The organism is Streptomyces sp. NPDC017993 (assembly GCF_044328065.1).
GTDB lineage: Bacteria > Actinomycetota > Actinomycetes > Streptomycetales > Streptomycetaceae > Streptomyces.
This window is the reverse complement of the sequence record NZ_JBIRGO010000008.1, coordinates 1-25,127: the sequence shown is the minus strand read 5'-3', so window position 1 is coordinate 25,127 and position 25,127 is coordinate 1. Positions and strand designations below refer to the sequence as shown.

The 25,127-nt window shown below is 69.5% G+C and carries 23 protein-coding genes and 1 pseudogene; 12 read left to right on the top strand and 12 right to left on the bottom strand.

Annotated features, from left to right (window positions below; translation table 11 throughout):
- Positions 1-84: 84 nt before the first annotated feature.
- On the bottom strand, positions 85-642 hold the full coding sequence (locus tag ACH4FH_RS16060; protein WP_398556445.1) for a hypothetical protein: 558 nt from the start codon (positions 640-642) through the stop codon (positions 85-87).
- A 232-nt stretch (positions 643-874) separates the two neighbouring features.
- Positions 875-1,768, bottom strand: coding sequence for a family 16 glycosylhydrolase (locus tag ACH4FH_RS16055; RefSeq protein ID WP_398556444.1), 894 nt, complete (start codon positions 1,766-1,768; stop codon positions 875-877).
- A 422-nt stretch (positions 1,769-2,190) separates the two neighbouring features.
- On the opposite strand from ACH4FH_RS16055, the gene ACH4FH_RS16050 reads away from it, so the two are divergent.
- The 6 genes and pseudogenes from ACH4FH_RS16050 to ACH4FH_RS16025 all read left to right on the top strand — a co-directional run bounded on the left by ACH4FH_RS16050 (position 2,191) and on the right by ACH4FH_RS16025 (position 7,458).
- Positions 2,191-3,114, top strand: a complete 924-nt coding sequence (locus ACH4FH_RS16050) for a LysR family transcriptional regulator (protein ID WP_398556772.1) — start codon at positions 2,191-2,193, stop codon at positions 3,112-3,114.
- A gap of 419 nt (positions 3,115-3,533) precedes the next feature.
- A complete protein-coding gene (locus tag ACH4FH_RS16045; RefSeq protein WP_398556443.1) occupies positions 3,534-4,052 on the top strand; it encodes a hypothetical protein in 519 nt (172 codons plus the stop codon).
- Positions 4,053-4,135: 83 nt separating this feature from the next.
- A complete protein-coding gene (locus ACH4FH_RS16040; RefSeq protein ID WP_398556442.1) occupies positions 4,136-4,981 on the top strand; it encodes a DUF4097 family beta strand repeat-containing protein in 846 nt (281 codons plus the stop codon).
- 184 nt (positions 4,982-5,165) lie between these two features.
- Positions 5,166-6,392 (top strand): cytochrome P450, encoded by a 1,227-nt coding sequence (locus tag ACH4FH_RS16035; RefSeq protein ID WP_398556441.1) that lies wholly within the window; start codon positions 5,166-5,168, stop codon positions 6,390-6,392.
- Positions 6,393-6,713: 321 nt separating this feature from the next.
- Positions 6,714-6,857 (top strand): annotated as a pseudogene (locus ACH4FH_RS16030) (hydroxylase); the annotation flags it as partial.
- 274 nt (positions 6,858-7,131) lie between these two features.
- Positions 7,132-7,458, top strand: a complete 327-nt coding sequence (locus ACH4FH_RS16025) for an STAS domain-containing protein (protein WP_398556440.1) — start codon at positions 7,132-7,134, stop codon at positions 7,456-7,458.
- Between the two features lie 81 nt (positions 7,459-7,539).
- On the opposite strand, the gene ACH4FH_RS16020 is transcribed toward ACH4FH_RS16025, so the two are convergent.
- Positions 7,540-7,833, bottom strand: a complete 294-nt coding sequence (locus tag ACH4FH_RS16020; RefSeq protein ID WP_398556439.1) for a DUF6355 family natural product biosynthesis protein — start codon at positions 7,831-7,833, stop codon at positions 7,540-7,542.
- A 342-nt stretch (positions 7,834-8,175) separates the two neighbouring features.
- Between ACH4FH_RS16020 and ACH4FH_RS16015 the strand changes: the two genes are divergently transcribed.
- Together ACH4FH_RS16015 and ACH4FH_RS16010 are read left to right on the top strand one after the other, a co-directional pair.
- The gene (locus ACH4FH_RS16015) at positions 8,176-9,651 is read left to right on the top strand and encodes an MFS transporter (RefSeq protein ID WP_398556438.1); all 1,476 of its coding nucleotides are present in this window, start codon (positions 8,176-8,178) and stop codon (positions 9,649-9,651) included.
- Between the two features lie 442 nt (positions 9,652-10,093).
- Positions 10,094-12,208: a SpoIIE family protein phosphatase gene (locus tag ACH4FH_RS16010; RefSeq protein WP_398556437.1), complete on the top strand. Its 2,115-nt coding sequence runs from the start codon at positions 10,094-10,096 to the stop codon at positions 12,206-12,208.
- A gap of 285 nt (positions 12,209-12,493) precedes the next feature.
- Here the strand turns inward: ACH4FH_RS16010 and ACH4FH_RS16005 are convergent, their stop codons facing one another.
- Entirely contained in the window at positions 12,494-13,051 is a 558-nt protein-coding gene (locus ACH4FH_RS16005; protein ID WP_398556436.1) for a quercetin 2,3-dioxygenase, read from the bottom strand.
- A gap of 180 nt (positions 13,052-13,231) precedes the next feature.
- Between ACH4FH_RS16005 and ACH4FH_RS16000 the strand changes: the two genes are divergently transcribed.
- Positions 13,232-13,675 carry a MarR family winged helix-turn-helix transcriptional regulator gene (locus ACH4FH_RS16000; RefSeq protein ID WP_398556435.1) on the top strand — a complete coding sequence of 148 codons (444 nt, stop codon included), beginning with the start codon at positions 13,232-13,234 and terminating at the stop codon, positions 13,673-13,675.
- Between the two features lie 128 nt (positions 13,676-13,803).
- Here ACH4FH_RS16000 and ACH4FH_RS15995 read toward each other — a convergent pair whose 3' ends face one another.
- Complete coding sequence (locus ACH4FH_RS15995) at positions 13,804-14,178, bottom strand: VOC family protein (protein WP_398556434.1); 375 nt, start codon at positions 14,176-14,178, stop codon at positions 13,804-13,806.
- Positions 14,179-14,340: 162 nt separating this feature from the next.
- A complete protein-coding gene (locus ACH4FH_RS15990) occupies positions 14,341-16,002 on the bottom strand; it encodes a CocE/NonD family hydrolase (RefSeq protein ID WP_398556771.1) in 1,662 nt (553 codons plus the stop codon).
- 175 nt (positions 16,003-16,177) lie between these two features.
- On the opposite strand from ACH4FH_RS15990, the gene ACH4FH_RS15985 reads away from it, so the two are divergent.
- Complete coding sequence (locus ACH4FH_RS15985) at positions 16,178-16,894, top strand: TetR/AcrR family transcriptional regulator (RefSeq protein WP_398556433.1); 717 nt, start codon at positions 16,178-16,180, stop codon at positions 16,892-16,894.
- A 157-nt stretch (positions 16,895-17,051) separates the two neighbouring features.
- Here the strand turns inward: ACH4FH_RS15985 and ACH4FH_RS15980 are convergent, their stop codons facing one another.
- Positions 17,052-18,068 (bottom strand): zinc-dependent alcohol dehydrogenase family protein, encoded by a 1,017-nt coding sequence (locus tag ACH4FH_RS15980; protein WP_398556432.1) that lies wholly within the window; start codon positions 18,066-18,068, stop codon positions 17,052-17,054.
- 60 nt (positions 18,069-18,128) lie between these two features.
- Positions 18,129-18,545, bottom strand: coding sequence for a cupin domain-containing protein (locus ACH4FH_RS15975; protein ID WP_398556431.1), 417 nt, complete (start codon positions 18,543-18,545; stop codon positions 18,129-18,131).
- A 471-nt stretch (positions 18,546-19,016) separates the two neighbouring features.
- Here ACH4FH_RS15975 and ACH4FH_RS15970 point away from each other — a divergent pair, with 471 nt between their 5' ends.
- Positions 19,017-19,886 carry a helix-turn-helix domain-containing protein gene (locus tag ACH4FH_RS15970; protein ID WP_398556430.1) on the top strand — a complete coding sequence of 290 codons (870 nt, stop codon included), beginning with the start codon at positions 19,017-19,019 and terminating at the stop codon, positions 19,884-19,886.
- Positions 19,887-20,398: 512 nt separating this feature from the next.
- Here the strand turns inward: ACH4FH_RS15970 and ACH4FH_RS15965 are convergent.
- Positions 20,399-20,923: a hypothetical protein gene (locus ACH4FH_RS15965; protein ID WP_398556429.1), complete on the bottom strand. Its 525-nt coding sequence runs from the start codon at positions 20,921-20,923 to the stop codon at positions 20,399-20,401.
- Positions 20,924-21,218: 295 nt separating this feature from the next.
- Here ACH4FH_RS15965 and ACH4FH_RS15960 point away from each other — a divergent pair, with 295 nt between their 5' ends.
- On the top strand, positions 21,219-22,076 hold the full coding sequence (locus ACH4FH_RS15960) for a dienelactone hydrolase family protein (RefSeq protein ID WP_398556428.1): 858 nt from the start codon (positions 21,219-21,221) through the stop codon (positions 22,074-22,076).
- Positions 22,077-22,217: 141 nt separating this feature from the next.
- On the opposite strand, the gene ACH4FH_RS15955 is transcribed toward ACH4FH_RS15960, so the two are convergent.
- From ACH4FH_RS15955 to ACH4FH_RS15945, 3 genes are all read right to left on the bottom strand, one after another.
- On the bottom strand, positions 22,218-22,907 hold the full coding sequence (locus ACH4FH_RS15955; RefSeq protein WP_398556427.1) for a DUF305 domain-containing protein: 690 nt from the start codon (positions 22,905-22,907) through the stop codon (positions 22,218-22,220).
- 95 nt (positions 22,908-23,002) lie between these two features.
- Positions 23,003-23,488 carry a hypothetical protein gene (locus ACH4FH_RS15950; protein ID WP_398556426.1) on the bottom strand — a complete coding sequence of 162 codons (486 nt, stop codon included), beginning with the start codon at positions 23,486-23,488 and terminating at the stop codon, positions 23,003-23,005.
- Positions 23,489-23,868: 380 nt separating this feature from the next.
- Positions 23,869-24,471: a GPP34 family phosphoprotein gene (locus tag ACH4FH_RS15945; protein ID WP_398556425.1), complete on the bottom strand. Its 603-nt coding sequence runs from the start codon at positions 24,469-24,471 to the stop codon at positions 23,869-23,871.
- Between the last annotated feature and the right edge of the window lie 656 nt (positions 24,472-25,127).

The window sequence follows — 25,127 nt, the reverse complement described above, 5'->3', positions numbered from 1 at the left end:
CAACAGCGCACACTCTGCCCGGTCGGCCGCTGAGACCATCAGGGAGGCGCAGCACTGACGGCACATCAACATTGCGTTTTGCGCCTATGTCTCCGTCGCCTCACTCAGGCACTTCAACTTGGCGTCCTTGACGTGCTGCCAGAAGGTCTGCAGCGCGCGGTCTTCCCGCGCCCATGCCGCCGTCCGCCGGAGGTTGAGCGTGGAGTCAGGGTTCCTTGCTGCCTCAGGGGCGCCACGGAGGGCTCGCGCAGCGTCCGCTGCCTGTTTGATGGCCACACACCACTCGCGGGCGGGGCGCTCCAGTTCGGGCCGGCACCACCGCACAGCGGAGGTGGCCGAGAGGGCGGCGCTGATGGCCTCGGCGAAGGATTGCTCTTGCGCGACGTCGTTGCGCGCACTGCAGATGGCTTCCTCCAGCGCTTTGGCGGCCTGCAGCGCGGCCATGCCCCGCTCGTGGAAGGTGTCGCAGGCGAGCCGTATCTGCTCTTCCAGGCGGGCCGCCCTCTGCACTGCGTATTCCTTGACCACCTGGTTCCGCGTCGCGCGGCCGGCGATCGCGGCTCCCACGGCCGCACCGACGGCACCGGTGATGCCGGCAACACCTGCGGCTAAAACGGCGGCAGCCCCCTGATCCATGACCATGGATCTTGCCGCTTCCGGGACACGCGCGCCATAGCATGCGGCGGTTCACCCATGAGCCGGCGCGCGTGATCTCGGATGCGTGGCATCTCGGCTGTACGACATCCACCCACGCGTGCCCGAGCAGCCGAGGGGGCGCGCACCGTGGCCTGCCGGCCGGAAGGCGCGCGCCCCTTGCGCTGAGGCACGGCGCGTAACTGTCCAGGTCAGCGGCGGCTCAGGTCGACAAGGTGGGTCACCCGGTCGTTCGGCTGGTGTTGGAGGTGGTGACGCGGACGTGGTCGACGACGAGTTGCTGCGGGAAGCTGGTCGAGCCGTCGGGGTCGCCGGGCCAGTAGCCACCGACGGCGAGGTTGAGGATGAGGAAGAAGGGCTTGTTGAACGCCCATTGCTTGCCGCCGAGGTCGGCGGGGGTACGGCGTTGGAAGACGTTGCCGTCCACGGACCAGGTGATCGAGTCGGGTGCCCAGTCGACGGCGAAGGTGTGGAAGTCGTCCGCGAAGACCTGTCCTCCGGGCAGGGAGTACGCCGCGCCGATGCCGCCGCTGCCCGAATAGCCGGGGCCGTGGAGGGTGCCGTGCACCGTGCTCGGTTCGAAGCCGACGTTCTCCATGACGTCGATCTCGCCGCTGTTCGGCCAGCCGACCTGGCCGATGTCATCGCCGAGCATCCAGAACGCCGGCCACATGCCCTGGCCGCGCGGCACCTTCATCCGGGCCTCGACGTGGCCGTAGGTCTGGGTGAAGCGGCCAGCGGTGTTCAGACGGGCGGAGGTGTACTCGCACCGCCCGTACCAGCACTGGTAGTCCTTGGGGTTCTCGCGGCGTGCGGTGATGACCAGTTGCCCCTGGCCGTTCAGGGCCGCGTTGGCATTGTCCGCGGTGTAGTACTGGCGCTCGTGATTGGAGACGTTGTCGCCGGTTTCGATCTGCCATTTGCCGCCGTCGACCGCTGATCCGGCGGGCCCGTCGAAGGTGTCCTCGAAGGCCACGGCCTGAACCTCCTTGTCGGGAACGGCCGTTGGGGGTGATGCGGAGGCGAAGCCGGGTGCCCAGCTGAGCGCGGCGGTGAGTGCCGCGGCGGCGAGGGCGATGCCGCGGAGGGAGCGGGGGCGTTTCCAAGGGGACATATGACTCGCCTCGGTCTGTGGGGGAGGGGGCTGCCGACCGAACGAGGAGCCGCCGGGCAGGGGGCGCGGCGGACGCCGATCGGTGCGGTCGGTCTGGTATGGACCTGCCATCGGGAAGTGAAGCGCCGTTGGCGCGGCCCTGTCAATGACTTGGTGAGAGCGCTCTCGGAGCTGCCTGCTCACAGCGGTGTGGCGTGCCGGAACGGTTGACCCTCCGAGCTGCCGGCCGGCCCCGGGGCGCCGCACGCCGTGCTCCCCGGCCCCCAGCCCCGTAAGCCCCCGTAAGGCCCCGGAAACTCCCCTGCATTGCGGCTACTCTGGCCCTGATCCGCCCATCCGATAACCGATGTGGTGGATGGGGCCGCCCTCGACCGGGCGAACGACTTGGGAACTTCCGTGACCTCGCCAGCCTTGACCTCAATCTGGTCGTTGCCCTGCGCGCGCTCCTGGAGGAGCGCAACGTCACCCGGGCCGGTCGGCGTGTGGGGCTGAGCCAGCCGGCGATGAGCGCGGCGCTCGCACGGCTGCGCCGGCACTTCGACGACGATCTGCTGATCCGCAGCGGAAACGCGTACGAGCTGACCCCGCTCGGGGCCGCCCTGCTGGACCGTACGGCCGCCGCCTGCGCGCTTCTTGAGCGCGTCTTCACCGCACAGGCCGTATTCGACCCCGCCGTCGAGGACCGCGAGTTCACCCTGCTCGGCACCGACTACGGCGTCGCGGTCTTCGGCGCGGAGCTCTCCCGCCTCCTGCACCGCGAGGCGCCGGGCATCCGGCTCCGCTTCGAACAGCCCGGCCCGGCGATGGTGGAGAACACCGCCGCGATGCTGAGCACCGTCGACGGTCTGCTCATGCCCCACGGAATCATCAACGGCTTCCCCTCGGTGGAACTCTTCAGCGACCGCTGGGTGTGCCTGCTGGCGGACGACCACCCGGAGATCGGGGAAGAGCTGACGCTGGATGACCTGGCGCGGCTGCCGTGGGCGGTCTATCAGCGGCCGTACGACGCCCCGATCGCCAAGCAGTTGAGCACGCTCGGCATCGAGCCCGCGGCCGAGGTGTCGGTGCAGAGCTTCGAGCTGCTGCCGCCCCTGGTGGCCGGCACCCGCCGGGTCGCCATGATCCAGGAACGCCTGGCCCGCAGCCTCCAGGGCGTGTCCGCCGTCCGCACCCTGCCCTGCCCCTTCGAGGCCGTCCCCGTGCAGGAGGCGATGTGGTGGCATCCTGTGCACACCCAGGACGCCGCCCACATCTGGCTGCGGGAGGCGGCGGCCAGGGTGGGTGAACAGCTCGCCATACCTGCTCTGCATTGTGCGGCTCCGACGCGACCGCGAAGTAGGGCGTAGGGCATGCGGGGCAGCCACTGTGAGCGGGCTAGGGGCGCGGTCGAGGGTAAGTGCCGCAGGCCGGCGTTCTGAGGGGCTATCGCCGGAGTCGGCCAGCTCGAAGGCCACGAGTAATTGATCTTGAACAGCGGCGGGTTGCGAGGCGCGGCAGGGTGCCCTCTTGTGGCGTTGCATGGCGTCACGCGGCGTCGGCTGGCGTCACGTGACGTCGGATGGCGCGGCTTGGCGCCATCCGACGCCTTCCGGTGCCATCCGGTGCCATTCCATGCCCCGGTAGGCGAAGGGGCGTGCATGGCACCACGGCCGCTCAGGTAGGTGTCAGTATGTTTTCGCAGGTCAGAGCCGCTTCGCTAGTTGTCGACCCAGAGATGTCGCCTCGCCACTTGCCCGTGGGGCCATCATGGTGCCATCATGGCGTCATGGACCTCACGCCGTATGTCGACACCCTCCGCCGCGAACTGGCGGTGGCCGCCGAAGCCGGCGGCGACGAAGCCCGCGAATTGGCAGAGAGGCTCACCGCTCCTCTGGAGTCGGCGACCCGACTGACCATGCTCAATGTGCTCTCCGCCGCGATGGACGAGATCACCCGCGAGCTCGCCCCCGGCTCGGTCGACGTACGGCTGCGCGGGCTCGACCCCGACTTCGTGGTGACGCTGCCGCCCGGTGACAGCGGCCACCCGGAAGCAGCGGTCACCCCCGCCCAACCCCTCGCGCCGCCGCCCCCCACGGACGGCGACGACGGTGGCACCGCCCGCGTCAATCTGCGACTGCCGGCCCACCTCAAGGCGCGCGCCGAGGAGGCCGCGAACCGCGAGGGCCTGTCGGTCAACGCGTGGCTGGTGCGCGCCGTGTCGGCGACGGTCGACGGCGGTGCGCGACCACGTACGACGGAGAAGACCTACGCGGTCGGACAGAACTTCAAGGGCTGGGTGCACTAGCCGCGCTCAGACCCGCCCCGCGTCACCGACACCACGTCCCCACCAGCGGGGACGATCATGAGACCCAAGAGGACGGGACAGCCATGCCTTCTTTCGACACTCCCGAACCGATCTCGGCCACGGCGCATGTGGAGGCCGGGTCCATCCGGTTCACCGCGGGCGACCGCCTCGACACGGTGGTCGAGGTGCGGCCCCGCGACCCGCAGCGGGATGCGGACGTGCGGGCCGCCGAGCAGACCGAGGTGATGTACGCGAGCGGCGCCCTGACCGTTCGGACGCCCAAGCAGCGCTATCTGCTCGGGCGCACCGGCGTCGTCGATGTGACGGTGGACCTGCCCACCGGCTCGCGCATCGACATGACCGGCGCCTGGGCCCAGGTGCTCGGCGAGGGCCGGCTCGGCGAGGTCCGGGTGAAGACCTCCTCGGGCGATGTGCGCCTGGACACGACCGGGCCGCTGCAGCTGACCGCGTCGCACGGCTCGATCACCGTGGACCGCGTCGAGGGTACGGCCGAGATCACCACCAGCTCCGGCAGCCTGCGCGTCGGCCTCGTCGACGGATCCGCGATCCTGAAGAACTCGCACGGCACCACGACCGTCGGCGCCGCGAACGGGGAGCTGCGGGTGAGCGGCGCCAACGGCGACATCGACATCGTGCGCGCCGAGGGCTCGGTCGCCGCGACCACCGCGCACGGCACCCTGCGCGTGGCCGACGTGGCCCGCGGCACCGTCCAGTTGGAGACCTCCTACGGCGCCATCGAGATCGGTGTCCGCGAGGGCACGGCGGCCTGGCTCGACGTCAGCTCGGGCTCCGGGCAGGTGCGCAACACGCTCACCGCGTCCGAGTCACCGGAGACGGGCGAGGACACCGTCGAGGTCCACGCCCGTACCCGGTACGGCAACATCGACGTCCTCCGCGCCAAGTCCTGAGCGCCCCCGCTCACCCCCGCGCTACCTCAACTCGCCCCATAGCCATCCCACTTCAGTGTCCGAGCGGGAAGGCCTCACGCTTCACTGTCATGCCCATGCCCATGCCCATGCCCATGCTCAGGCGGGGTGGTCCGCAGTCGCCCGCCGCCTTCCGGCCGCATCAACGGCCACGAGAGGAAATCCGATGAGTGAAACGGTTCCCGTCCCGCACGGCCTCCCGATGGACCGCGATGCGGGCCCCTTCGACCCGCCCCGCCAGATCACCCGGCTGCGCGACGCTCGCCCCGTCAGTCCCATGGTCTTCCCCGACGGTCACCAGGGCTGGCTCGTCACCGGCTACGAAGCGGTCCGCCGGCTCTTGGCCGACACCCGGTTCAGCTCCCGCCAGGACATCGGCATTATCCACATGCCGTTCGAGACCCCCGGCATGCCCGCCCCCACCGAACCGTCCCCGCAGACTCCGGGCATGTTCGTCGCCATGGACCCGCCGGACCACACCCGGCTTCGGCGCAGACTCACCGGCGCCTTCACCGTCAAACGCATGAAGCAGCTCGAAGAGCACATCATCGACATCGCCGAGCGGCAACTGGACGAACTGGCGCGCCTCACCCCGCCGGTCGACCTGGTCAAGGAGTTCGCGCTGCCGGTGCCCTCCCTGGTGATCTGCGAAATGCTCGGTGTCCCCTACGCGGACCGGGAGAACTTCCAGGTCAATTCCGCCAAGTTCCTGGTCAAGGACCAGTCGCTCGACGAGAAGATAGCCGCGTACACGGCACTGTCCACGTACCTTTCCGAACTGGTCACGAGCAAGCGCGCCGCCCCCGGCGAAGACATCCTGTCCGACCTGGCCCGCCATGACGACCTCACCATCGAGGAGCTGACCGGTAGCGCCTTCGTGCTGCTGCTCGCGGGCCACGAGACCACCGCCAACATGCTGGCGCTGGGCACCTTCGCGCTCCTGGAGCACCCCGAGCAGCTGGCCGAACTGCGCGCCAACCCGGGTCTGCTCCCGGATGCCGTCGAGGAACTCCTGCGCTACCTGTCCATCGCCGACATCTTCTATCGCTACGCCACGGAGGACATCGAGCTCTGCGGTGAAACAATCGGCAAGGGATCGACCGTCGTTGTCTCCCTGCTGGCCGCCAACCACGACCCCCGACGCTTCGACGACCCCGACACCCTGGACGTCCATCGCAAGGCCCGCGGTCACCTGTCCTTCGGCCACGGCATCCACCAATGCCTCGGCCAGCAACTGGCCCGCATCGAGATGCGCGCCGGTTTCGACGGACTCCTGCGTCGCTTCCCGACCCTCGAACTCGCCATCCCCGCAGGCGAGGTGAAACTGAAGACCGACATGAATATCTATGGCGTACACGAACTGCCGGTCACCTGGACGGAAACGGCCCGGTAAGCCGTCGGCCGAGCGCGTCACCTGTGGGGGAACGCGCCTCCAGGGCCTGCCTTGTGGATCATTCCGGTGGGGGCGAAGCCCCACCGAGTTCCACGGGACAGGCCCTGCCGGCGCGTGTAGGGGCGGCGGCGGTCGGCGGTGCCTTGCCGGTAGGGCTCGGTGCCGGTCTCGACGATGGATGCGTCGGCTGTGAGCCGGTCGGCGATGGCGGGACTACACGGGGCGCGGGCGCGGTTCGATGGTGTGTTGCTGACCGAGCGCCCTGTAGCGGTCCGCGAGCGTGGTGCGCCGCCGCCAGCCCTTCTGCGGGCCCTCCATGTCGAACGGACGCCGCCACCGCTGAAGCCCGGCGACACCGTCGCCCTCACCGTCGAGGGCATCGGGACGACATCCAACACGGTGGTGACGGGAGCATCCATGCTGCCGTTGCCGCCCGCACGTCGTCGTCCTCGGGCCCAGCCGTGAACGCCGTATCCCCATGGCGCGACACGGCGAGGTTTCGGGGCAGCAGCGGGTTGTGGGACAGTGAAGTGATTCCCCCGGTTGGTCCGGCTCGTCAGTTTCAGTCGCACAGTGCGCCGAGAGGCTGGATCCGGTCCGGCAGTTACCTGCCCGGGCGGAGGCTCGCGGATCCGGACCAACGCGGCCCCCGCCGTGCGCCCGGCAGAGAGGCTGCTCCGGGCAGCTGCCACCCCAACTCATCGAGGAACCTATTCTTTTCACCGCCACTACGCAGCGTTTGGACGACACGCTCCTGCTCACGGCCCGCGGAGAGATCGACCGCGCCTGCGAGCCCGACTTGAACCGTCTCCTCGACTCGCTCCCCATAACTCTGTCCGACCTGGTGCTCGACATGCAGGACGTGCGGTTCATGGACGTGACGGGCCTGCATTTCCTGTGCGATCTCCACCAGCGGACGGCCCGGCGGCATACCCGCCTGCACACCCGGGGCTGGCAGGCCCAGCCGCGCTACCTGCTGCACGCCGCCGTGCACTTGAACATGCAGGGGCAGGACTTGAACACCGTCGTGCGCGCTGCCCTTGAGCGGTCGCAGGGCCCTTCCTGACGGGAAGAGATGTCCGCGATGTGGTAGCTCTCGGTTTCCGGGCCCGGGGCCGCAGCCACCGGGCCCGCCGTCAGGACGAGGTCAGCAGGTGCGCCCGACGTAATGCGCACCCTGGATCTTTCGCGCCGATCCCAGCCAGGTGTTGCCCGGGCCCACACAGCGCTCGTAGTTGGGGCCGAACACCTCGACCTCGATGACGACACGCGAGCCGTCGCCCGTGCAGTGGTTGTAGTGCGCGTCGCTCCCGGTCTCGTAGAACCCGCAGGGGTTCATCGCGGAGGTCACGGGGCCCTGAGCGGCCGATGCCGCGGCGGGCAGGCCGAGCAGCAGAGCGGCGGCGCCGACGGCGGCAGGCAGGAAATGGCGGACGGACATGGGAAATCTCCTCTTCGAGATCACGACACCCGAGTGCTGATCACTCGTGCACCGGGAGAACATTGCGTCAGTTGCCCCAGCGAGTCATGCGATCTCGCTCGTATGGGTGCCGTAGTACACCGGAACGAGTGGCGACCGTTCAGTCGACGGCTCGACGGCTCGACGGCTCGACGGGTCCGGCGGCCGGGAGGAGGCACCCCGTGGACGCACCCCCCTGGCCGGAGTGCGCGGTGGCCACCCCCACCGCCTGGGCGTACCGCTGTGTGAAAGAGAGGGCCAGAGGGCATCCGCAGTGAGCGATGCCGGGGCGAGGGCCTCCGGCTCATCACTGAGGAGACCGTGATGTCGACTGCCGATCGAGGGCCTCTCGCCCCCATCGAGACCGAAGTGCCCGCACGGCTGGACCGATTGCCCTGGTCGCGGTGGCACTGGATGGTGGTCATCGGGCTCGGCACCGTCTGGATCCTCGACGGCCTGGAGGTCACGGTCGTCGGCAACATCGCCGGGCGCCTCTCCGAGGAAGGCAGCGGTCTCGACATCACGTCGGCACAGGTCACCGGTATCGCGGCGGCCCTCTACGTCGCGGGCGCCTGTGTCGGGGCGCTCTTCTTCGGGCACCTCACCGACCGCTTCGGACGCCGCAAGCTGTTCATGCTGACCCTCGCGGTCTACCTCACCGCGACGGCCCTCACCGCGGTTTCCTTCTCCTCCTGGTGGTTCTTCCTCTTCCGCTTCCTCACCGGTCTCGGCATCGGTGGTGAATACGCGGCCATCAACTCCGCCATCGACGAGCTGATCCCCTCCCGTTACCGGGGCCGGGTCGACCTCATCATCAACGGCAGCTTCTGGCTCGGGGCCATCGGCGGGTCTCTGCTGTCGATCGTCATGCTGAACACCGCGATCTTCGCCGTGAACGTCGGATGGCGCCTGACCTTCGCCCTCGGCGTCGTCCTCGGCCTGGTCATCCTCCTCGTACGCCGCAACGTTCCGGAGAGTCCGCGCTGGCTGTTCATCCACGGCCGCAGCGACGAGGCCAACACGCTCGTGACGGGAATCGAAAGGGACGTGACGCGGGAGAAGAGCACCCCCGAGCGTCCCTACCAGCTGCCACCTGCCGAGACCAGCCTCACCATCCATCCACGCAAGACCATCGGTTTCCTGGAGATCGGCCGCACCGTCTTCTCCCGCTACCGCAAACGTGCCGTCCTCGGCCTGGCCCTCTTCATCGGCCAGGCGTTCCTCTACAACGCGATCACCTTCGGCTTCGGCGCCATCCTGAACGAGTTCTACGACGTATCCAACGAATCCACCGGCTACTACTTCGCCGTCATCGCCGCCGGCAACTTCGTCGGTCCGCTCGTCCTGGGCAGACTCTTCGACACCCTCGGCCGCCGGATCATGATTTCCAGCACCTACATCCTGGCGGGGCTTCTCCTCTTCGGCACCGCGTGGCTGTTCTCCGCCGGGCACTTGAACGCCCAGACCCTGACCGCTTGCTGGTGCGTCGTCCTGTTCTTCGCCTCGGCGGGCGCGAGCAGCGCCTACCTCACGGTCTCCGAGATCTTCCCCATGGAGACCCGCGCCATGGCCATCGCCTTCTTCTACGCCCTGGGGACCGCGGCCGGCGGCATCAGCGGCCCCCTCGTCTTCGCGGAACTGACCTCGACCGGCGAGGTCGGCGACACCGCGCTGGCCTTCGTCATCGGCGCGACCCTGATGACGCTCGCCGGCCTCACGGCAGTCTTCCTCGCCGTCGACGCCGAACGTCGCTCCCTGGAGTCCATCGCCGAACCTCTCTCCGTGGCACCGCGGGCATAGCGGAACCGCGCGGGGCACAGCGGCACCGCCTTCCCCGCCGCCGGATCGGACGCCTGCCGGACCGGAGCCCCGCCAGGCCGGAGACCCGCAGGACCGGCCGCCCGCCGCGGCTCCGGCCCGTCGGCGCGCCCACCGCGGGCGGCCTGCCGTGGCGCCGGCCGGTGACGTGGCCGTGTGGCAGTGGGGGAGCGGGCCCGACGGCGGTGCCGCCTCGCCCAGGACGAGGCGCCGCAGTACGTCATGGCTCGCTCGTCATCCGGTTACCTGTCGAAGAGCGGTGAATATCCACGGCGCGCAGGGTGCGGAGTGGACCGGGGCCGCGCAATGATGGAAGGGCACCGCGCGATGCGGGATGATGGAAGAGCACCGCGCGATGCGGTATGGCGGCCGGGCCGGAAGGGGCACCAGCACATCAGGCGGGGCGGCTGAGAGGAGCCGAGGGATGTGCTCAGCTGAATCCTTCCCGGCCGATGCGGAACCGCCGGGAAAGGTGACGTCGGAGCCGGGCGGGCTCCTGGATGTGCTGAGCGTTGCTGCCGTCGTGCTGGACGGCGACGGGCGAATCATCCTGTGGAGCCCCTATGCCGAACAACTGTTCGGCTACTCGGCCGGCGAGGCGCTCGGCCAGTTCGCGGGGCGGCTGCTGGTGCACGACGAGCACCTCGACCTGGTTCTGAAGCTGTTCACCCGGGTCATGGAGGGCGAAGGCAGCTGGTCGGGAGCCTTTCCGGTGCGCCACAAAGACGGCAGCACCCGACTGGCGGAATTCCGCAACATGCGGCTGGAGGACGAGCACGGGGCCCTGTACGCCCTGGGCCTGGCCACCGGGCACACGGCACTGCGCAAGGTGGAACGGGATCTGGCGCTGTCCACCAGGCTGATCTCGCAGTCCCCGATCGGCCTGGCCGTCACGGACACCGACCTGCGGTACGTCGCCGTCAACCCGGCCCTGGAAAAGATCAATGGCCTGCCCGCCTCGGAGCACCTGGGACGGCATGTGCGCGAGGCCCTCCCGTTCCTGGACGTGGACAGCATCGAGGCCGCGATGCGCGAGGTCCTGGAGACAGGCGTCCCGATCCTCGACCAGGAGTCCGTGGGGCGCATCCCGGCCGACCCGGACCGTGAGCATGCCTGGTCGGTGTCCTTCTACCGGCTGGAGGCGGCGAGAGGGAAGATACTGGGGGTGGCCGTCTCCGTCGTGGACGTCACCGAGCGGCACCGCGCCGCCGCCGAGGCGGCCCGGGCCCGGCGCAACCTCTCCCTCGTCGCCGAGGCATCCATCCGGATCGGGACCACTCTGGACCTCGGCCAGACGGCGCGAGAACTGGCCGAGACCTGCGTTCCGGAGCTGGCCGACGTGGCGGCCGTGGACATACTCGACGGGATCTTGACCGGCCGCCCGGCGCTGGCCTCATCCGGCGGTCCGGCCCTGGTGCGGGCCATGGCCGTGGCATCGGCTGCCGATACACCCATCGAGGCGGTACGTGCCGCCGATCCGCCGGGCGAGGTGGCGCGGTATGACGCCGACAGGCTCGTCACCCGCAGCGTGAACAGCCGCCGCCCCGTCCGTATCCCACGCGTCGACAGCGCCGATCTGCTCAGCATCGCCCGCTGCCCTGAGGATGCCGGCCTCCTGGGGCGCGCGGGTCTCCACTCCTACCTGGCCGTGCCGTTGATGGCGCGCGGCGAAGTCCTCGGCGCTCTCGACCTCAAACGCACTCAGAATCCGGAACCTTTCACCCACGACGACGAGGTCCTGGCGGGCGAGCTCGCCGCGCGGGCAGCCGTCTGCATCGACAACGCCCGTTGGTACGAGAGCCAACGCCACGCCGCCCTGACCCTCCAGCGCAGCCTCCTGCCCGAGCACCCCGAGCCACGGCCCGGGCTGCAGATGGCCTACCGCTACCAGCCCGCCTCGATCGCCAGCGAAATCGGGGGCGACTGGTTCGACGTCATACCCCTCACCGACGACAAGACCGCCCTCGTCGTCGGTGACGTCATGGGCAGCGGTATCAGTGCCGCCGCCACCATGGGCCAACTGCGCACCGCCACCCGCGCATTCGCCGAACTCGACCTCGAACCCGCGCAGGTACTGCACCACCTCGACCACATCGCCGACCGCATGGGGCAGACCATCACGACGTGCATCTACGCCGTCTACGACCCCCGCAACAACCGCTGCCTCATCTCCAATGCCGGGCACCTGCCGCCGGCGCTGATCCGCCCCGGCGAGGAAGCGGAACTGCTGGAGCTGCCCACCGGCGCCCCGCTCGGAGTCGGCGAAGTCCCCTTCTGCACCACCACGTTCTCCCTGCTTCCCGGTGAGGAACTGCTCCTCTACACCGATGGCCTGGTCGAGACCCGCAACCAGGCGATCGACGAACGCCTGAACTCCCTCCTCGCCTTCCTCACCGGGCCCCCGCGGTCTCTGGAGGAGACCTGCGACGATCTGCTCTACACCCTGCGCCACCCCGGCGAGCACGACGACGTGGCCATGCTCATCGTCCGAGCCTGCCCCCCGAGCGAGGAGGCCGCGCCGGACTCGTCAGGCGCCTGAGGCAGGCACGTGCCGGCACAGCGAGCACCGGTCGGTGCCGTCCCATCCGTCCCACCCGAAGGCCGCAGGTGACAGGGACCGTCCCTCCAGTTCCTCACGCACGGCGACCCGGTACTCCCACACCGAGGCGATGTAGGGGTTCGACCGGGCGGCTGCCCTCGATGTGCCGGTACGGCACGCCGCGCAGCAGGCGGACGCCTGACTCGCACCGGACTGCGGGCGGCAGCGGCGCGACATCCGGGTGGGGCGCGGCGATCACCTCGCGCAGTGAAGGCCGGGTCTGCGTCATCGGGTCCGCCACTGGTGGTCGGGGAGGAAGCGCACGTCGTACTCCTGCGGCACCGTGCCGAACTTCTCGGGTGCGGGGATGACGGGCTCCCGCGGCAGACCGAGGTGCTCCGCCGGTGCGCCGAGGCTCTCGAAGAACCGCTCGAAGGTGCCTCCGGGGCCGGCGGCGACGCCGACGACCTGGCTGTGGTGGCGCTCCATGCGGTAGGCGTGCGGGCAGTTCTTCGGCACGAAGCCGAAGTCCCCGGGCATCAGCACCTTCTCCTGCTGAACGCCTTCGGTGTCCTCCACGAACAGCCGGACCGCGCCGTGGGTGATGTAGAAGACCTCGTAGGTGTCGCGGTGGAGGTGGGCCGGGATGATGTCGCCCTTGGGGCCCTCACAGGTGAAGAAGTTGAAGGTGTTCTCCGTCTGCTCGCCACCCGCGTAGATGGTGACGAGATCACCGAAGAGGTGAGCGCGGTCGCCCTCGCCCTTCTCGATGAAGTACGGCTTTCCCGGCTGGTCGGGAATGCGCGAGGCGCGGCGATAGCGGGTGGCGTATTCGAGGGTCATCGTCTCTCCCTGGGCAGCCGACAGGCCGGGTGCGGGACAGTGACTGTCCGGCACCCGTAATGTCAGGCGGACTGACAATTCGTATGTCAGGTAGGCTGACACAGGTGTCGGCCGGTGGCAACCGGCCGGCGGACGACGGATCGCCACGCTGCCCGCCCGTGGCCGTGGAGTAAGGAAGCGATGACAGTCACCCACCGCCGCCTCCCTCAGCTGCTCGGCGACGCCCGGCGCTGGTTCGACGAGGGGCTGCTGGGAGCGATGGGTGCGGCCGGCGCCACACCGGTGTCGCCGCCTCAGCTCCAGCTCTTCGCCGTCCTGGACGAGGAGGGCACCACGGTCTCCGAGCTGGCCCGGCGGATGGGGGTCACCCGGCAGACCGCCCACCAGGCCGCGCACGGCCTCGTCGATGCCGGGCTGCTGGAACAGGTTCCCCATCCGACCTCCGCGCGGCAGCGGCTGATCCGGCGCACCGCGAAGGGAGCCCGCGCGCACCATCAGGCCGAGTTGCTCCTCGAAAGGCTGGAGGAGCAACTCGCCGAACGCATTGGCCAAGAAGCGGTCGACGCCCTGCGCGCAGCGCTGGAAACCCCGTGGGGCGAGCCGCCCTCTCCGGGGCGGGCGTGAGTGCGGTGCGGTCCGGCGCGATGGGCCGACACCCTGCGTGCGTGTTCCGGAGGGCCCGGCGACCGCGCAGGTAGGCAGCGGCCCGGCTTCCGAGGCGTCGGGAAGGCCGGGTGCTGGGCGCGGTCAGGTCAGGAAGGGTAAGGGTCTTCCGCGAACATTTGGAAGTAATTGCCGTCCGGGTCCTTACCGACGGAGTACAGGCCGATGCCCGGGACCGGGATCGTGGGAACGGTGATCTCGCCTCCGTGGCGCTCGACGGCCAGCGCCGTCTCGTCGATGTGGTCGACACACATGCGCAGAAAGACCCCGCAGGAGGAATCGGTGTGCGTGACCGGTTCCTGACGATCCACCATGGTGCCGTCGATCCCGGGGGATCCGGGTCCGGTGCTGATTGCCCACCACAGCTCTTGCTTGGTGAAGGACCACCCGAAGACGGACTCGTAGAAGGTGCGCATGCGCGCGAAGTCGTTGGCGTGAATGGAGAAGTGGACCGGGCGGGCCATGGATTTCCCTTCGGTGAACGGTCGGCGGCAAGAGGGCTTGATCTTGGCCGGAAGGTATCCCGAGGCCGTCAGGTGGACGGGCAAGCTCGCCGCGTGCGGTGGGAGGAGCCATGGCGGGCCCGAGCGGCACGGAAGGGGCGGCCGCCAGGGTGTGCCGCTGCCTCACTCCTCGGTGTCGATTCTCCGATCCGGCGTCGAGCTGTCGTCCGTCGATGTGTTCCGGCCGCGGACCTGGCCGCCACGGGGCAGCGTCAACGCTGATCCCGTGTGCAGCGTGATGTGTGCCGGCCTGTGGTGAAGGGCATCGAGGGCCGCTTCTCCGGTGCCGGGACTCCGGGCGTAGCGCGGGTGGGCGCCTCCGCTGATCTGCAGGCGAATACGGTGACCTGCGGCGAAGTGGTGAGCGGTGGAGCTCATCGGCACGGTGACCTGCGAGGGGTCCTGTCCGCTGGTCCGCAGCCTGACAAGTCCGTCGCAGATGTTGCGGGAACGGTTGTCCGTGTCCACGTCGCAGAGACGGGCGAAGACATCGGCGTGCCCGGTGTCGGTGGAGATCCGCAGTTGCGCGGAGACCGGGCCGAGGACGTCGACGGGTTCGGTCAACGGCGGGCTGGTGAACGTCAAAACGTCCTCCCGTGCCTCGAGGGAGCTGTTGTCCTGGGGGCCTGCCCCGCGGGAGAGCAGGGGTCCGCCCACGGAAGGGGTGGCGTCGGCCGGGTCGTAGCGGAAGGACGCCAACGCCATGGACCCGGTGGGTGCCTGCTGGGTGAGAGTCCCGTTCGCAGCAGGGAACCAGGCGGTCGTTTCGGGGGTCGGCGGCCAGTCGTCGAGGTCCCGCCACGCCTCTTCGCCGCCGACATGCACGCGCACCTCGGTGGGCCGCAGGCCCGACGGGTCGGCGCAGAGGTGCGCGCGCAGCCAGGCGAGGCTCTCGGCGAACACCTCGGGCCAGCCCTGCTGGAGCGCGGAGGTGTGCGTCCAGGGGCCGACGAGCAAAGCGGTCTCGCATCCGGCCTGACGCAGCCGGGCGTACTGTTCGAAGGTCTGGTCGGCGAGCCCGTCGTGCCACCCCGTGACCAGGCTGGTGGGCACGCGCAGCCGTTCCGCCGGCTCTCCCAGGGGCGCGCCGAGCCAGTACGGATCGTCGGCGTCCGGGTGGGTCATCACGTCGTCCAGCCAGGGCACTTCGCCGAGGGCGGAGACGTGCGCCCCACGCAGTGGTTGCGCGGTGGTGATCTTGCGTAGGCGGCGCTGAAGGCGCAGTGTCGCCTTCAGCAGGGCCGCCGTTCCCTGGTGTTGGTACGTCATGCCGACGCCGACCGCGAGGGCGTTCTCCAGGCGGAGCGTCCCGCCGGCGTGGAAGAGGGCATGGGGATCGTGCAGGCCGACCTGGATCACCATCGCCTTCAGCTCCGGTGGTGGGTCCAGGGCGAGCGCCCACTGCACATAGCCCAGGTAGCTGGGGCCTATGGTGCCCAGCGTTCCGTTGAACCAGGGCTGCTCCCGCAACCAGGACACCGTGGCCTGGCCGTCGGCGGCCTCATTGCGCCACAGATGGAACCGGCCGCCCGATCCGCCGGTGCCTCGGCAGCTCTGCAGGACCACGTGGAAGCCCTGTTCGGCGAAGAGGATGCCGTGCATGGGCGACCAGGGCAGACCCCGGCCGTACGGCGAGCGGACGAGGAGGGTGGGGAAGTCGCCCTCGGTACGGGGGAAATAGTGGTCGGTGAGCAGCGGGCTGCCGTCGGCGGCCGGTACGGCGAGCCCGGGTTCCCAGCCGACGTCGTGCCGCTTGGCCGGGAGGTTGCGCCATATCGCCCTCATCATCCGCGAGGACAGCGGCGGCTTCTTCGTCGGTGCTGTCCGGTCGGGCCGCGGCACGGTCTCTTGCGGGTGCGCTGTCATGGTTCCCCTCCGCTATTCTCGTACGTCGTACGAGAATAGCGGATGCTTGGATGGACTCCGCAACTTCCCGTGGTCAGGAGAGGACAGAAGGAACGTGAGCCGTCGTGACGCGGCCGGCGCCTCAGGCGTCGACCCCGAACAGCTCTGGCTGCACACCGGTCGGCCGGGGAGAGGACGTAAGCCCGCCTTCAGCCGTCAGGCGATCACGGCCGCAGCGGTCACCCTGGCCGACGCGGAGGGGCTGGAGGCCGTCACCATGCGGCGGGTCGCCTCCGAAGTCGGGGCCGGAGTCATGTCCCTGTACAGCTACGCCCCCGACAAGGAGACGCTGCTGGAACTGATGGTGGACCAGGTCAGCGGCGAACTGCCGACGACCGGACCCCTCACCGGCGCCTGGCGTACGGATCTCAAGGCCATCGGTCACCTCCAGCGCGCACTCATGCTCCGGCACCCGTGGCTCCCCGCCGCGCTGACCACCCGCAGAACGCCCGGCCCGCACACGCTGACCTTCCTTGAACACGCCCTCGCCGCCCTGCGGCCCACCCGGCTGGACGGCGCCGCGAAGCTGGAGGTCTTCAGTCAGCTCACCGGCTTCGTCGCCGGACACGTCGCCCACGAGATCGCCCAGGCCGCGGCCGCGGACCGGCCCGACCGTGCCGCCGCCGAAGCCCGCTACCTCGCCGCCGTCGCCGCAGACGGCCACCACCCGGAGCTGGCCGACGCCCTCTCCGCACCTGGACGCCCTCAGGACCCCGAGGCCACCTTCACCCGCTTCCTCGACCGCCTGATCGACGGCCTGGACAGCGACTGATCTCCCCGTCTCCCCGTCTTCCCGCCCAACGGGCAAGGCGGGTGGCCTCGGGCCGCTGTCGTTCCGCTGTCGTTCCGCGGAAGACCGAAGCGCCGAGCGTCCGCAGTTCCACCACGGCAGGCGGCGTGCTCGTGTCGTGCCTGCCGCAAGAGGTGGGTCAGGGGCGCAGCAGCGTCTTGATGGCGCGGCGTTCGTCCATGGCGCGGTAGCCCTCGGCGACCTGGTCCAGCGGCAGCGTCAGGTCGAACACCTTGCCGGGGTCGATGCGGCCCTCGAAGACACGGTTGATGAGGTCCGGCAGGAAGCGCCGCACCGGTGCCGGGCCGCCGCGCAGGGCGACATGGGAGAAGAACAGCTCCTCGCCGTCGATCTCCACGCCGTGCGGGACGCCGACGAAGCCGACGTTGCCGCCGGGACGGGTGGAGCGTAGCGCTTGCTGCGTCGACTCCGGGGTGCCGACGCACTCCAGGACCGCGTCCGCGCCGACGCCTCCCGTCAGCTCCTTGATACGGGCCACGCCCGCATCGCCGCGTTCGGTGACGATGTCGGTGGCGCCGAACTCGGTCGCGAGCTTCTGCCGGGTCGTGTGGCGGCTCATGGCGATGATGCGCTCGGCGCCCAGCTCCTTGGCGGCGATCACCCCCGACAGGCCGACCGCACCGTCCCCGACGACGGCGACCGTCATGCCGGGCGTGACCTCGGCGGCGACGGCCGCGTACCAGCCGGTGCCCATGACGTCGGAGAGCGCCAGGAGGCTGGGCACGAGATCGTCCGTCGGCCGGTCGGGGGTGGCGACGAGGGTGCCGTCGGCGAGGGGGACACGGACCAGTTCGGCCTGGCAGCCGCCCACGAACTCCCTGTGCCGGCAAGAGGATTGGTAACCGTAGCGGCAGTGTGCGCAGGTGTTGTCGGAGGCGAAGAACGAGCCGATGACGAACTGGCCGGGCTGGACGGAGGTGACGTCGCCGCCGGTCTCCTCGACGATGCCGACGTACTCGTGGCCGATCGGAGTGGGCTCGGTGACCTGGTTGATACCGCGGTAGTCCCAGAGGTCCGAGCCGCACACGCAGGTGGCGACGGTGCGTATGACAGCGTCGGTCGGGTTGATGATCTTCGGGTCGTCGCGCTCCTCGAAGCGCACGTCCCCGGGAGCGTGAATGACAGCTCCGCGCATGATGGTCTTCCTTGCTTTCGAACGGGGGTGGGCCGGCGGCACCGGCCCCATGGACAGGCGTCAGCGGCGGGTGCTGGAGCGCGGGCCGTTGTACGCGGCGTCGCTGACGTGCTCCAGCCAGGTGTTTTCCGCAACGCCTGGGCCGGGGTTCTCCCACAGCGCCAGGTGGATCATGAACTGGTCGGGGGCGGCGCCGTGCCAGTGCTCCTCGCCCGGGGGCGTGTGGATGACGTCGCCGGGGTGGGCCTCGATGATCTCGCCGCCGCGGGACTGGATCAGGGCGACGCCCTCGACGATGTGGAGGGTCTGGCCCAGACCGTGTGAATGCCAGGCCGTACGGGCACCCGGCGCGAACTTGACCATGTTCGCCCGCGCCCGGGAGGGCTCCTCGCCCCGGTAGATGACGTCGAACCAGACGTCGCCGGCGAACATTGCGGCCGGGCCCTTGCCGGTCGGCGGCGGCTTCAGGAGTTCCATCGTGCTCTCATTTCTTTGGTGCTCTGCCGCCGTGCTGCTGGGGCGGCTTTGTCGGGGGGCCGTGGTGGGGGAGGAGCCTTGGCGGGAAGGAGCCTTGGTGGGGAGGGCGGCAGCCTTACGCCTCCTGACCGCCGGCCTCTTCAAGAGTGTTCTGAGCTGGGTGCTGGCGGTCATGGCTTTGGGCGGTCGGTGAGCGGCGCGCTGGTCGGCGCTGTCGCGTGCGTCGCTGTCCACGCCCGTCCCAGGGCCAGGGAAAGTGACGTCGGCCTTCAAGCCCCTTTTCGACTCCTCAGGCCGTCGCCCGCCCGCCTTCCATCACATTCGATTGGCCGGTAATTCCCTCCGGCCACGTCATCGACCCTCGCACCCCCACCCGCGCACGAAAAGGGGACGATTTCTTCCCGGGCAGAAAACATCCAGGGATAAATCTCTCCCTCCCACGTGCCGTGCAGCCGATGCACACTGGTCACCATGACCCGCAGCGCACACCTCAACGAGCTCGGCGAGTTCCTCAAGACCCGCCGGGCCGAGCTGAGCCCCCGCACCGTGGGCCTTCCCGACACCGGCGGACAGCGGCGGGTCAAGGGTCTTCGCCGTGAGGAAGTCGCCCTGCTCGCCGCCATCAGCACCGACTACTACACCCGGCTGGAGCAGGGCCGTATCCAGGCATCCGGGCCGGTGCTGTCCGCCCTGGCGCAGGTCCTCCACCTGGATGACGACCAGCGCGCCTACCTCTTCGAGCTCGCCGGCAAGGACCACACCAGGCCGCGCCGCCGCGCCACGCAGAGGGTGCAGCCGCAGCTGCAGCGCCTCCTCGACGACCTCACCGCCACCCCGGCCCTGGTGATGGGCCGCCGGATGGACATTCTCGCCTGGAATTCCCTGGCCGCCGCGCTGGTTTCCGATTTCTCGGAAATTCCGGAGAAGAAGCGGAATTACACGCGTATTCTCTTCACCGATCCCGCGATGAGATCGTTGTATGCGGACTGGGAGTACGTTGCCCGCACGGCGGTGGCCCAGCTGCGCATGGAAGCCGCCAAATACCCCGACGACTCCCGCCTGACGGCCCTCGTCGGCGAACTCTCCGTGCAGGATCCGAACTTTCGGCAGTGGTGGGCCGCACACCATGTCGCCGCCCGCACCGTGGGCACCAAGACGCTGCACCACCCGGTGGCCGGCGTGCTGACCCTCGACTGGGACACCCTCACCGCCAGTACGGACCCCGACCAGCAACTGGTTGTCTGGACCGCCGAACCCGGCACCCCATCCCACGACGGGCTGCGCATCCTCGCCTCCTGGGCAGCCGACCAGCATCTGGCCGCATCGGACACGTCCGGCTGACGCCCGCGCACCGCCTGGATGCGAACTCTCCCTTCTGCCCGGCCCGTTGGCTCCTGCGCGCCTTTCCCATGAATCGAATCAACCACTGGGCAGCGGGCGGCATCCGGCGTGATGACGCCCCTGGGGCCGTCGAGGTCCGCTCCTGTCGCCCGACGGGATGCTGCCCGAGGGGGCGAGTTGAGGCCCTTCTGCGTCGGTGAGTCGCGGCACCGCCCATCACGCCGGGCGGATCGGGCAACACCGAGACGTCGGACGCCCTCGGCAACCGGATCGCGATGAGCGGCTCGCTGGACCGGAGACATCGCCGCGTACACCGCCACGACGTCCTTCCGGTTCGACACGTCCGGCTTCCCCTACCGGTGCCTGCTCGACCTGGCCGAGGAGACCCGTCAGCCGGCGCCGACGGCGTCCCGCACGTCATTCCCGACATCCTCAAGGACGGACGCTTCCCCGACCCGGAGTTGTTCGAGAAGCGGAACGGGCCCACCTACAGCCGGCGGGCTGATGCCGCGTCACTGAGGAGTGTCCGTGGGGCCGTCGAAAACGCCGGGATGGGCTGCGAGGCGGCGGGCTTCTGACATGACCTCGGCGTCGAGCTGCGCCGAGGCTCTGCCGATTCTCTCGCCGAACCCGAGAAGGTCGTACTCGTCGTCGAGTTCCGCGAGCCTTTCGGTCCGGGCCAATTCATGGCCGCAACGCTGATGAACCCAGAAGGTGAGTTCGCGAGGTGTCAGGTCGCCCGCGAGCGTGCGCCGCGCGAGCGCTCGCGCGGCGGCTTCCTGGCAATCGGGGCCGGCGCCGCCGACCGGATGGAAGGTGAGGCCGAGGTCGCGGAACGCTTCGGGAAGCAGGTCAGGAACGTCATAGTCCGCCTCCCCGCGAGTGCAAGCTGCCAGGGCCCGGAGTCCGGGGCCGTCCCATCCGGCGACGAGCGCATCACAGGCCGCACTGACGACCTCGGCGGCGCGCAGGTCGCCCATGCTCCACAGGGCGGCACGATCCTGGAGTTCACTTGCTGCTGCTTCGGCCGGGGTCACCCTGTCATGATCTCGGTATGAGGTCTCGCGGTCGAGCAGATTTCCCGGTGCGCGGGCGCTTCGACCCGCCGCCCTTTCCCGCAACGAGTCCTCCACCAGCTGCTGACAGGGACCGTGCTGCCGCGATTGCCATCTTCCCGTGGGCCGGGCGGCTGCGGCCGCCAGGTGGTCGCAGCTGCGAAAGGCATCCACTGGGTAGTCTCGCGCTAACCCTGCCCGGACGTAAGCGAGTTGTTCCGGACGGAGAGCACTACCCAACCGGACCTGAGCAGCGACCGACCAGAGGGTGGTAAGCATGGCAGATCATGACCTGACCGGTTTCGACCGTGGCACCTTTGCCCACGACGGCGTCAGTCGCCGGATTCTGCGGCGCGGTACGGGGCCCGCGGTGATCGTGATGGCCGAGATACCGGGCATCACGCCCAAGGTGCTGCAGTTCGCCGAACGCGTGGCCGCGATCGGCTGCACCGCCGTGCTCCCGGTGCTCTTCGGCGAACCCGGCCGCGATGCCGATCCCGCGGCGACCGGCCGGCTGAAGTCCGGGCTCTATACGGCTTCGTCGATGTGGAAGGTATGCGTGAGCCGGGAGTTCACCGTGCTCGCCAAGGGGAAGTCCTCACGCGTGGTGACGTGGCTGCGGGCCCTGGCCGCGTACGAGCACGAGCGCTGCGGCGGCCCGGGCGTCGGGGCCGTCGGCATGTGTCTCACCGGTGGCTTCGCGCTGGCCATGGCCGCCGATGAGCGTCTGCTCGCGCCCGTCCTGTCGCAGCCGTCCTTGCCGCTGGCCGTCACCAAGAGCCGGGCAGGCGGCATCGATATCTCCGCCGAAGACCTCGCCGTCGTCCGGGGGCGCTGCGAGCGCGAGGATCTCCGGGTCATGGGGATGCGTTTTTGCGGGGACCGGCTCGTACCGGGGGACCGGTTCGCCTTTCTGCGACGCGAACTCGGCGATGCGTTCACCGCCGTGGAACTGGACGACTCCGCGGCGAACCCTGACGCCGTGCTGCCACCGCACTCCGTACTGACCGAGCACCTCATCGACGAACCCGGCCAGCCGACCCGCGCGGCACTCGACGAGGTGCTCGACCTCTTCCGCACGCGCTTGCTCGAACAGCACCGGGGCACACCCGCAGCGGCCGGGGGAGGGGGCTGACCCCAAGGGCTGATGCGGACGGCCGTGCTGAGTGCGGCAACGGCACACGGCACGGCTGGGCAGTGGCGCGGGCGCCGGGCCTCCAGGAAGAGACCCGGCGCCTGGCGAACGGGCTGACGAAGTAGCGGAGCCCGCTCGCGGTCAGAGCCGGTCGAGGATCTCCCCGAACTTCTCGACCTCGGCCGTCTGCCCCTTGATGATGTCGCCGGCGAGCTTCTTGGCCGACGCGTTGCGGCCATTCTTCCGCTCGTCCTTCGCCATGCTGATCGCGCCGTCATGGTGCTCGGTCATCAGCGTGGCGAACTTCTTGTCGTAGTCGGTGCCCTTGGACGCCTTGAGATCAGCCATGTCCTTGTCGGACATGATCCCGGACATGCCCGAGTGGCCGGTGCCGTGGTCCATGCCCGGCATGCTGTGCTCCGTGGACGACGAGTCCGGCTTGCCCCAGGCCTTCAGCCACTTCTGGAGGGTCTTGATCTCCGGCCCCTGAGCCTTCGCGATGGCCGCCGAGAGCTCCTTGATCTCCTTGTCGGAAGCCCGGCTCCCCGAAAGCTCGGCCATCTCCATGGCCTGCTGGTGGTGCGGGATCATCATCTGCGCGAACGCCACGTCCGCATCGTTGAACGCCCCCTTCGCGGACGAGCCCGACGAGCCCGAGGAGGCTGTCGCGGACTTGCTGCTGCCGTGATCCGTGCCGGGCGTGCCGTGGTTCTTGTCGCCGTCACCGTTGCTGCCGCAGGCGGCAAGCGCCAGGGCACCGGCGGCAACCGCGCCGACCATCGCCACCCGGCGACGACCGGGCCGGCTCAGGGCGCGCTTGATCGAATTCATGGCTCTACACCTCATGTGTCAGTACTGCGGAAATGTGTGGGTCAAGGCATGCACTGCCGACGGACGACGAGCCGTCCGGTCGATCGGGCAGCGGCCTAAATCCGCAGAACTGAGAGCTGTAGCAGGTCGGGAGCGCGCGGAGGGGGCAGCTTGGGGCGTAGCCCGGCCAGGAACCGTGCGAGGGAACACAGGGACCGGTCACGGGCTCGGCTCAGCAGGCCACCGAAGAGGACACCCAGCATCCAGAGGCCGAGTACGGCCAGACACAGGGACGTCATGTCCATGGAGGGACCGGGGTGACCGGAGTGACGTCCCGAATCCGGCGCCGCATCGGAGGCGACTGTGGTACCCGAGTGCGCGGGGGCGCCGGAGAGCGGGCCCACCTCTTCGTGAAGCCCCGAGGGCATTTGCTGTCGCTCGGTCATCGCGGTGTGCCGCGGCGTGCCGCCGGTGCCGGCAGACGCTTCCGGGGCGGTGGGATGGCCGAGACCATGCATGACGAGCACGCCGAGCGCGAGCGCGACAACGATCAGGAGGTGTGCCGCACCACCCGATCCCACCCGCCTGCCCACGCGGCTCACCACACGCTCCCTGACCCTCGGCCCTCTCCGGGCTGCCCGGCCTCGACTGTACCCAACGCCACCTCGCTGCCTCGAAGGTCCTCTGCGGTCCTCGCGTGTTGAGGGGCGGCGGCATCGGAGAGAACTGGAGTGGAGAACACCCACCGCGGCGTGACCAGCGCCTTGGTCGCCGAACTCGTCGTGTTGGCAAGGGCGTTGGGCGTTAAAGCGTGGGCGGTCCTCGACTGCGCCCGCAGCAAGCCCTTCGGCCTCCAGGCATGCCGCCCGGCCCGGAGCGGGCGGACACGCCACCCCGGTAGAACCCGTCTACCTCACACGCTGGGCGCGCGCCGCGGATGCCCCGTTGCTGTGCGGTGCGGTACGGCCTGCGCTCGCCGGCGTCATTCGCCGCGCCAAACGTTGTCGAAGGCCGCCTCCTCGATGGCTCGCCGTTGCCGTTCGGCCTCCAGCTCGGTCAAGGCGTCGTGGACCGCGGCCAGCACTGTCGTCACCGCGTCGTCGGCCACGCTCGGGGGGTCTCCCGTTCGTTTGTCGCGGATCCCGAGGCTCGCGGCAAGAGTGGCGAGGACGGGCTCATCCGATGTCCAGCGGTCCTCGGCCTGGCGGTGATCAGGCGAATCGATCAGCGTCTGACTGGTACGGAAGGGCATCCAACGGCGGCGTTGACGGGTGAGCTGACCCTCCCCCTCAAGGGCGGCCAGATAGGCCGATGACAGGCCGCGGCCTCTACGCCACAGCCAGTCGTCGAGCGACTCGTACGGTGCCTCTCGGACGAGCGACGACGCGGCCTCCTCCAACAGGCGATCACCCAGTGTCGGACGGTAGCCCGGCACGATGTCTTCGCCCTCCAGCCTGACGGCCTGGGCGGTCAGCAGGTCGATCACCTCGGCTCCCGCGAGTGCGAGCGACAGGTTGCCTTGCTCCACGGTGTGTTCGGGCGCCGCGTCCATGGCGATGATCATCAGGTCGCGTGGTGTGGTCATGCGTGCCTCCACCTCAGGGGCATCAGCGGCGATCGGCGTCTCCGGGCAGCTGGTCGCCACTCAGCGGGGACGGGTGCCCACCGGCCCCGACCTGCGTGTTCTGCGGCCCTGTGGCCCTGTGGCCCCGTGGTCCGATCGCGACCTCGTCGGCAGCGGCCATCTGCGCGACTCGAAAGGTCCTCATCGGTCCTCACCGGACTCATCTGCATCTCTGGTTCCGGGAGCGGTTACGGCAGCCCCCGGAACCAGCAGACCAGCTCCGGCCCGATCTCGCGCGCCGAATGGAGCAGTGTGGGCGATATTCGCGACCAGTTCCCGGCCCCCGCCGACCGGGTACGGCACGCTACGACCGCCTCCGTCTGCCACTCCCGGCGCAAACCGAACACTCCCACCCCTCGCCCGCCACTCGAATGGGCTAGCGAAGGGGTGGGGTGAGGGGGAACGGGGGCGTCATAGGACCGCGACCAGCCCTACGGCGGCCCCCGACGGTGGCATGCGCACGTTCACATGTGCCCTCGGTCGCTGCAGGATCAGACGGGCGATATCTCTGTTCCCTGCGCACCTGCCGCCTTGGCCGCCTCCCGGACCGCACCGGCCACCGCGCCCGCAACCTTGTCGTTGAAGACGCTGGGGATGATGTAGTTCGGGTTGACCTC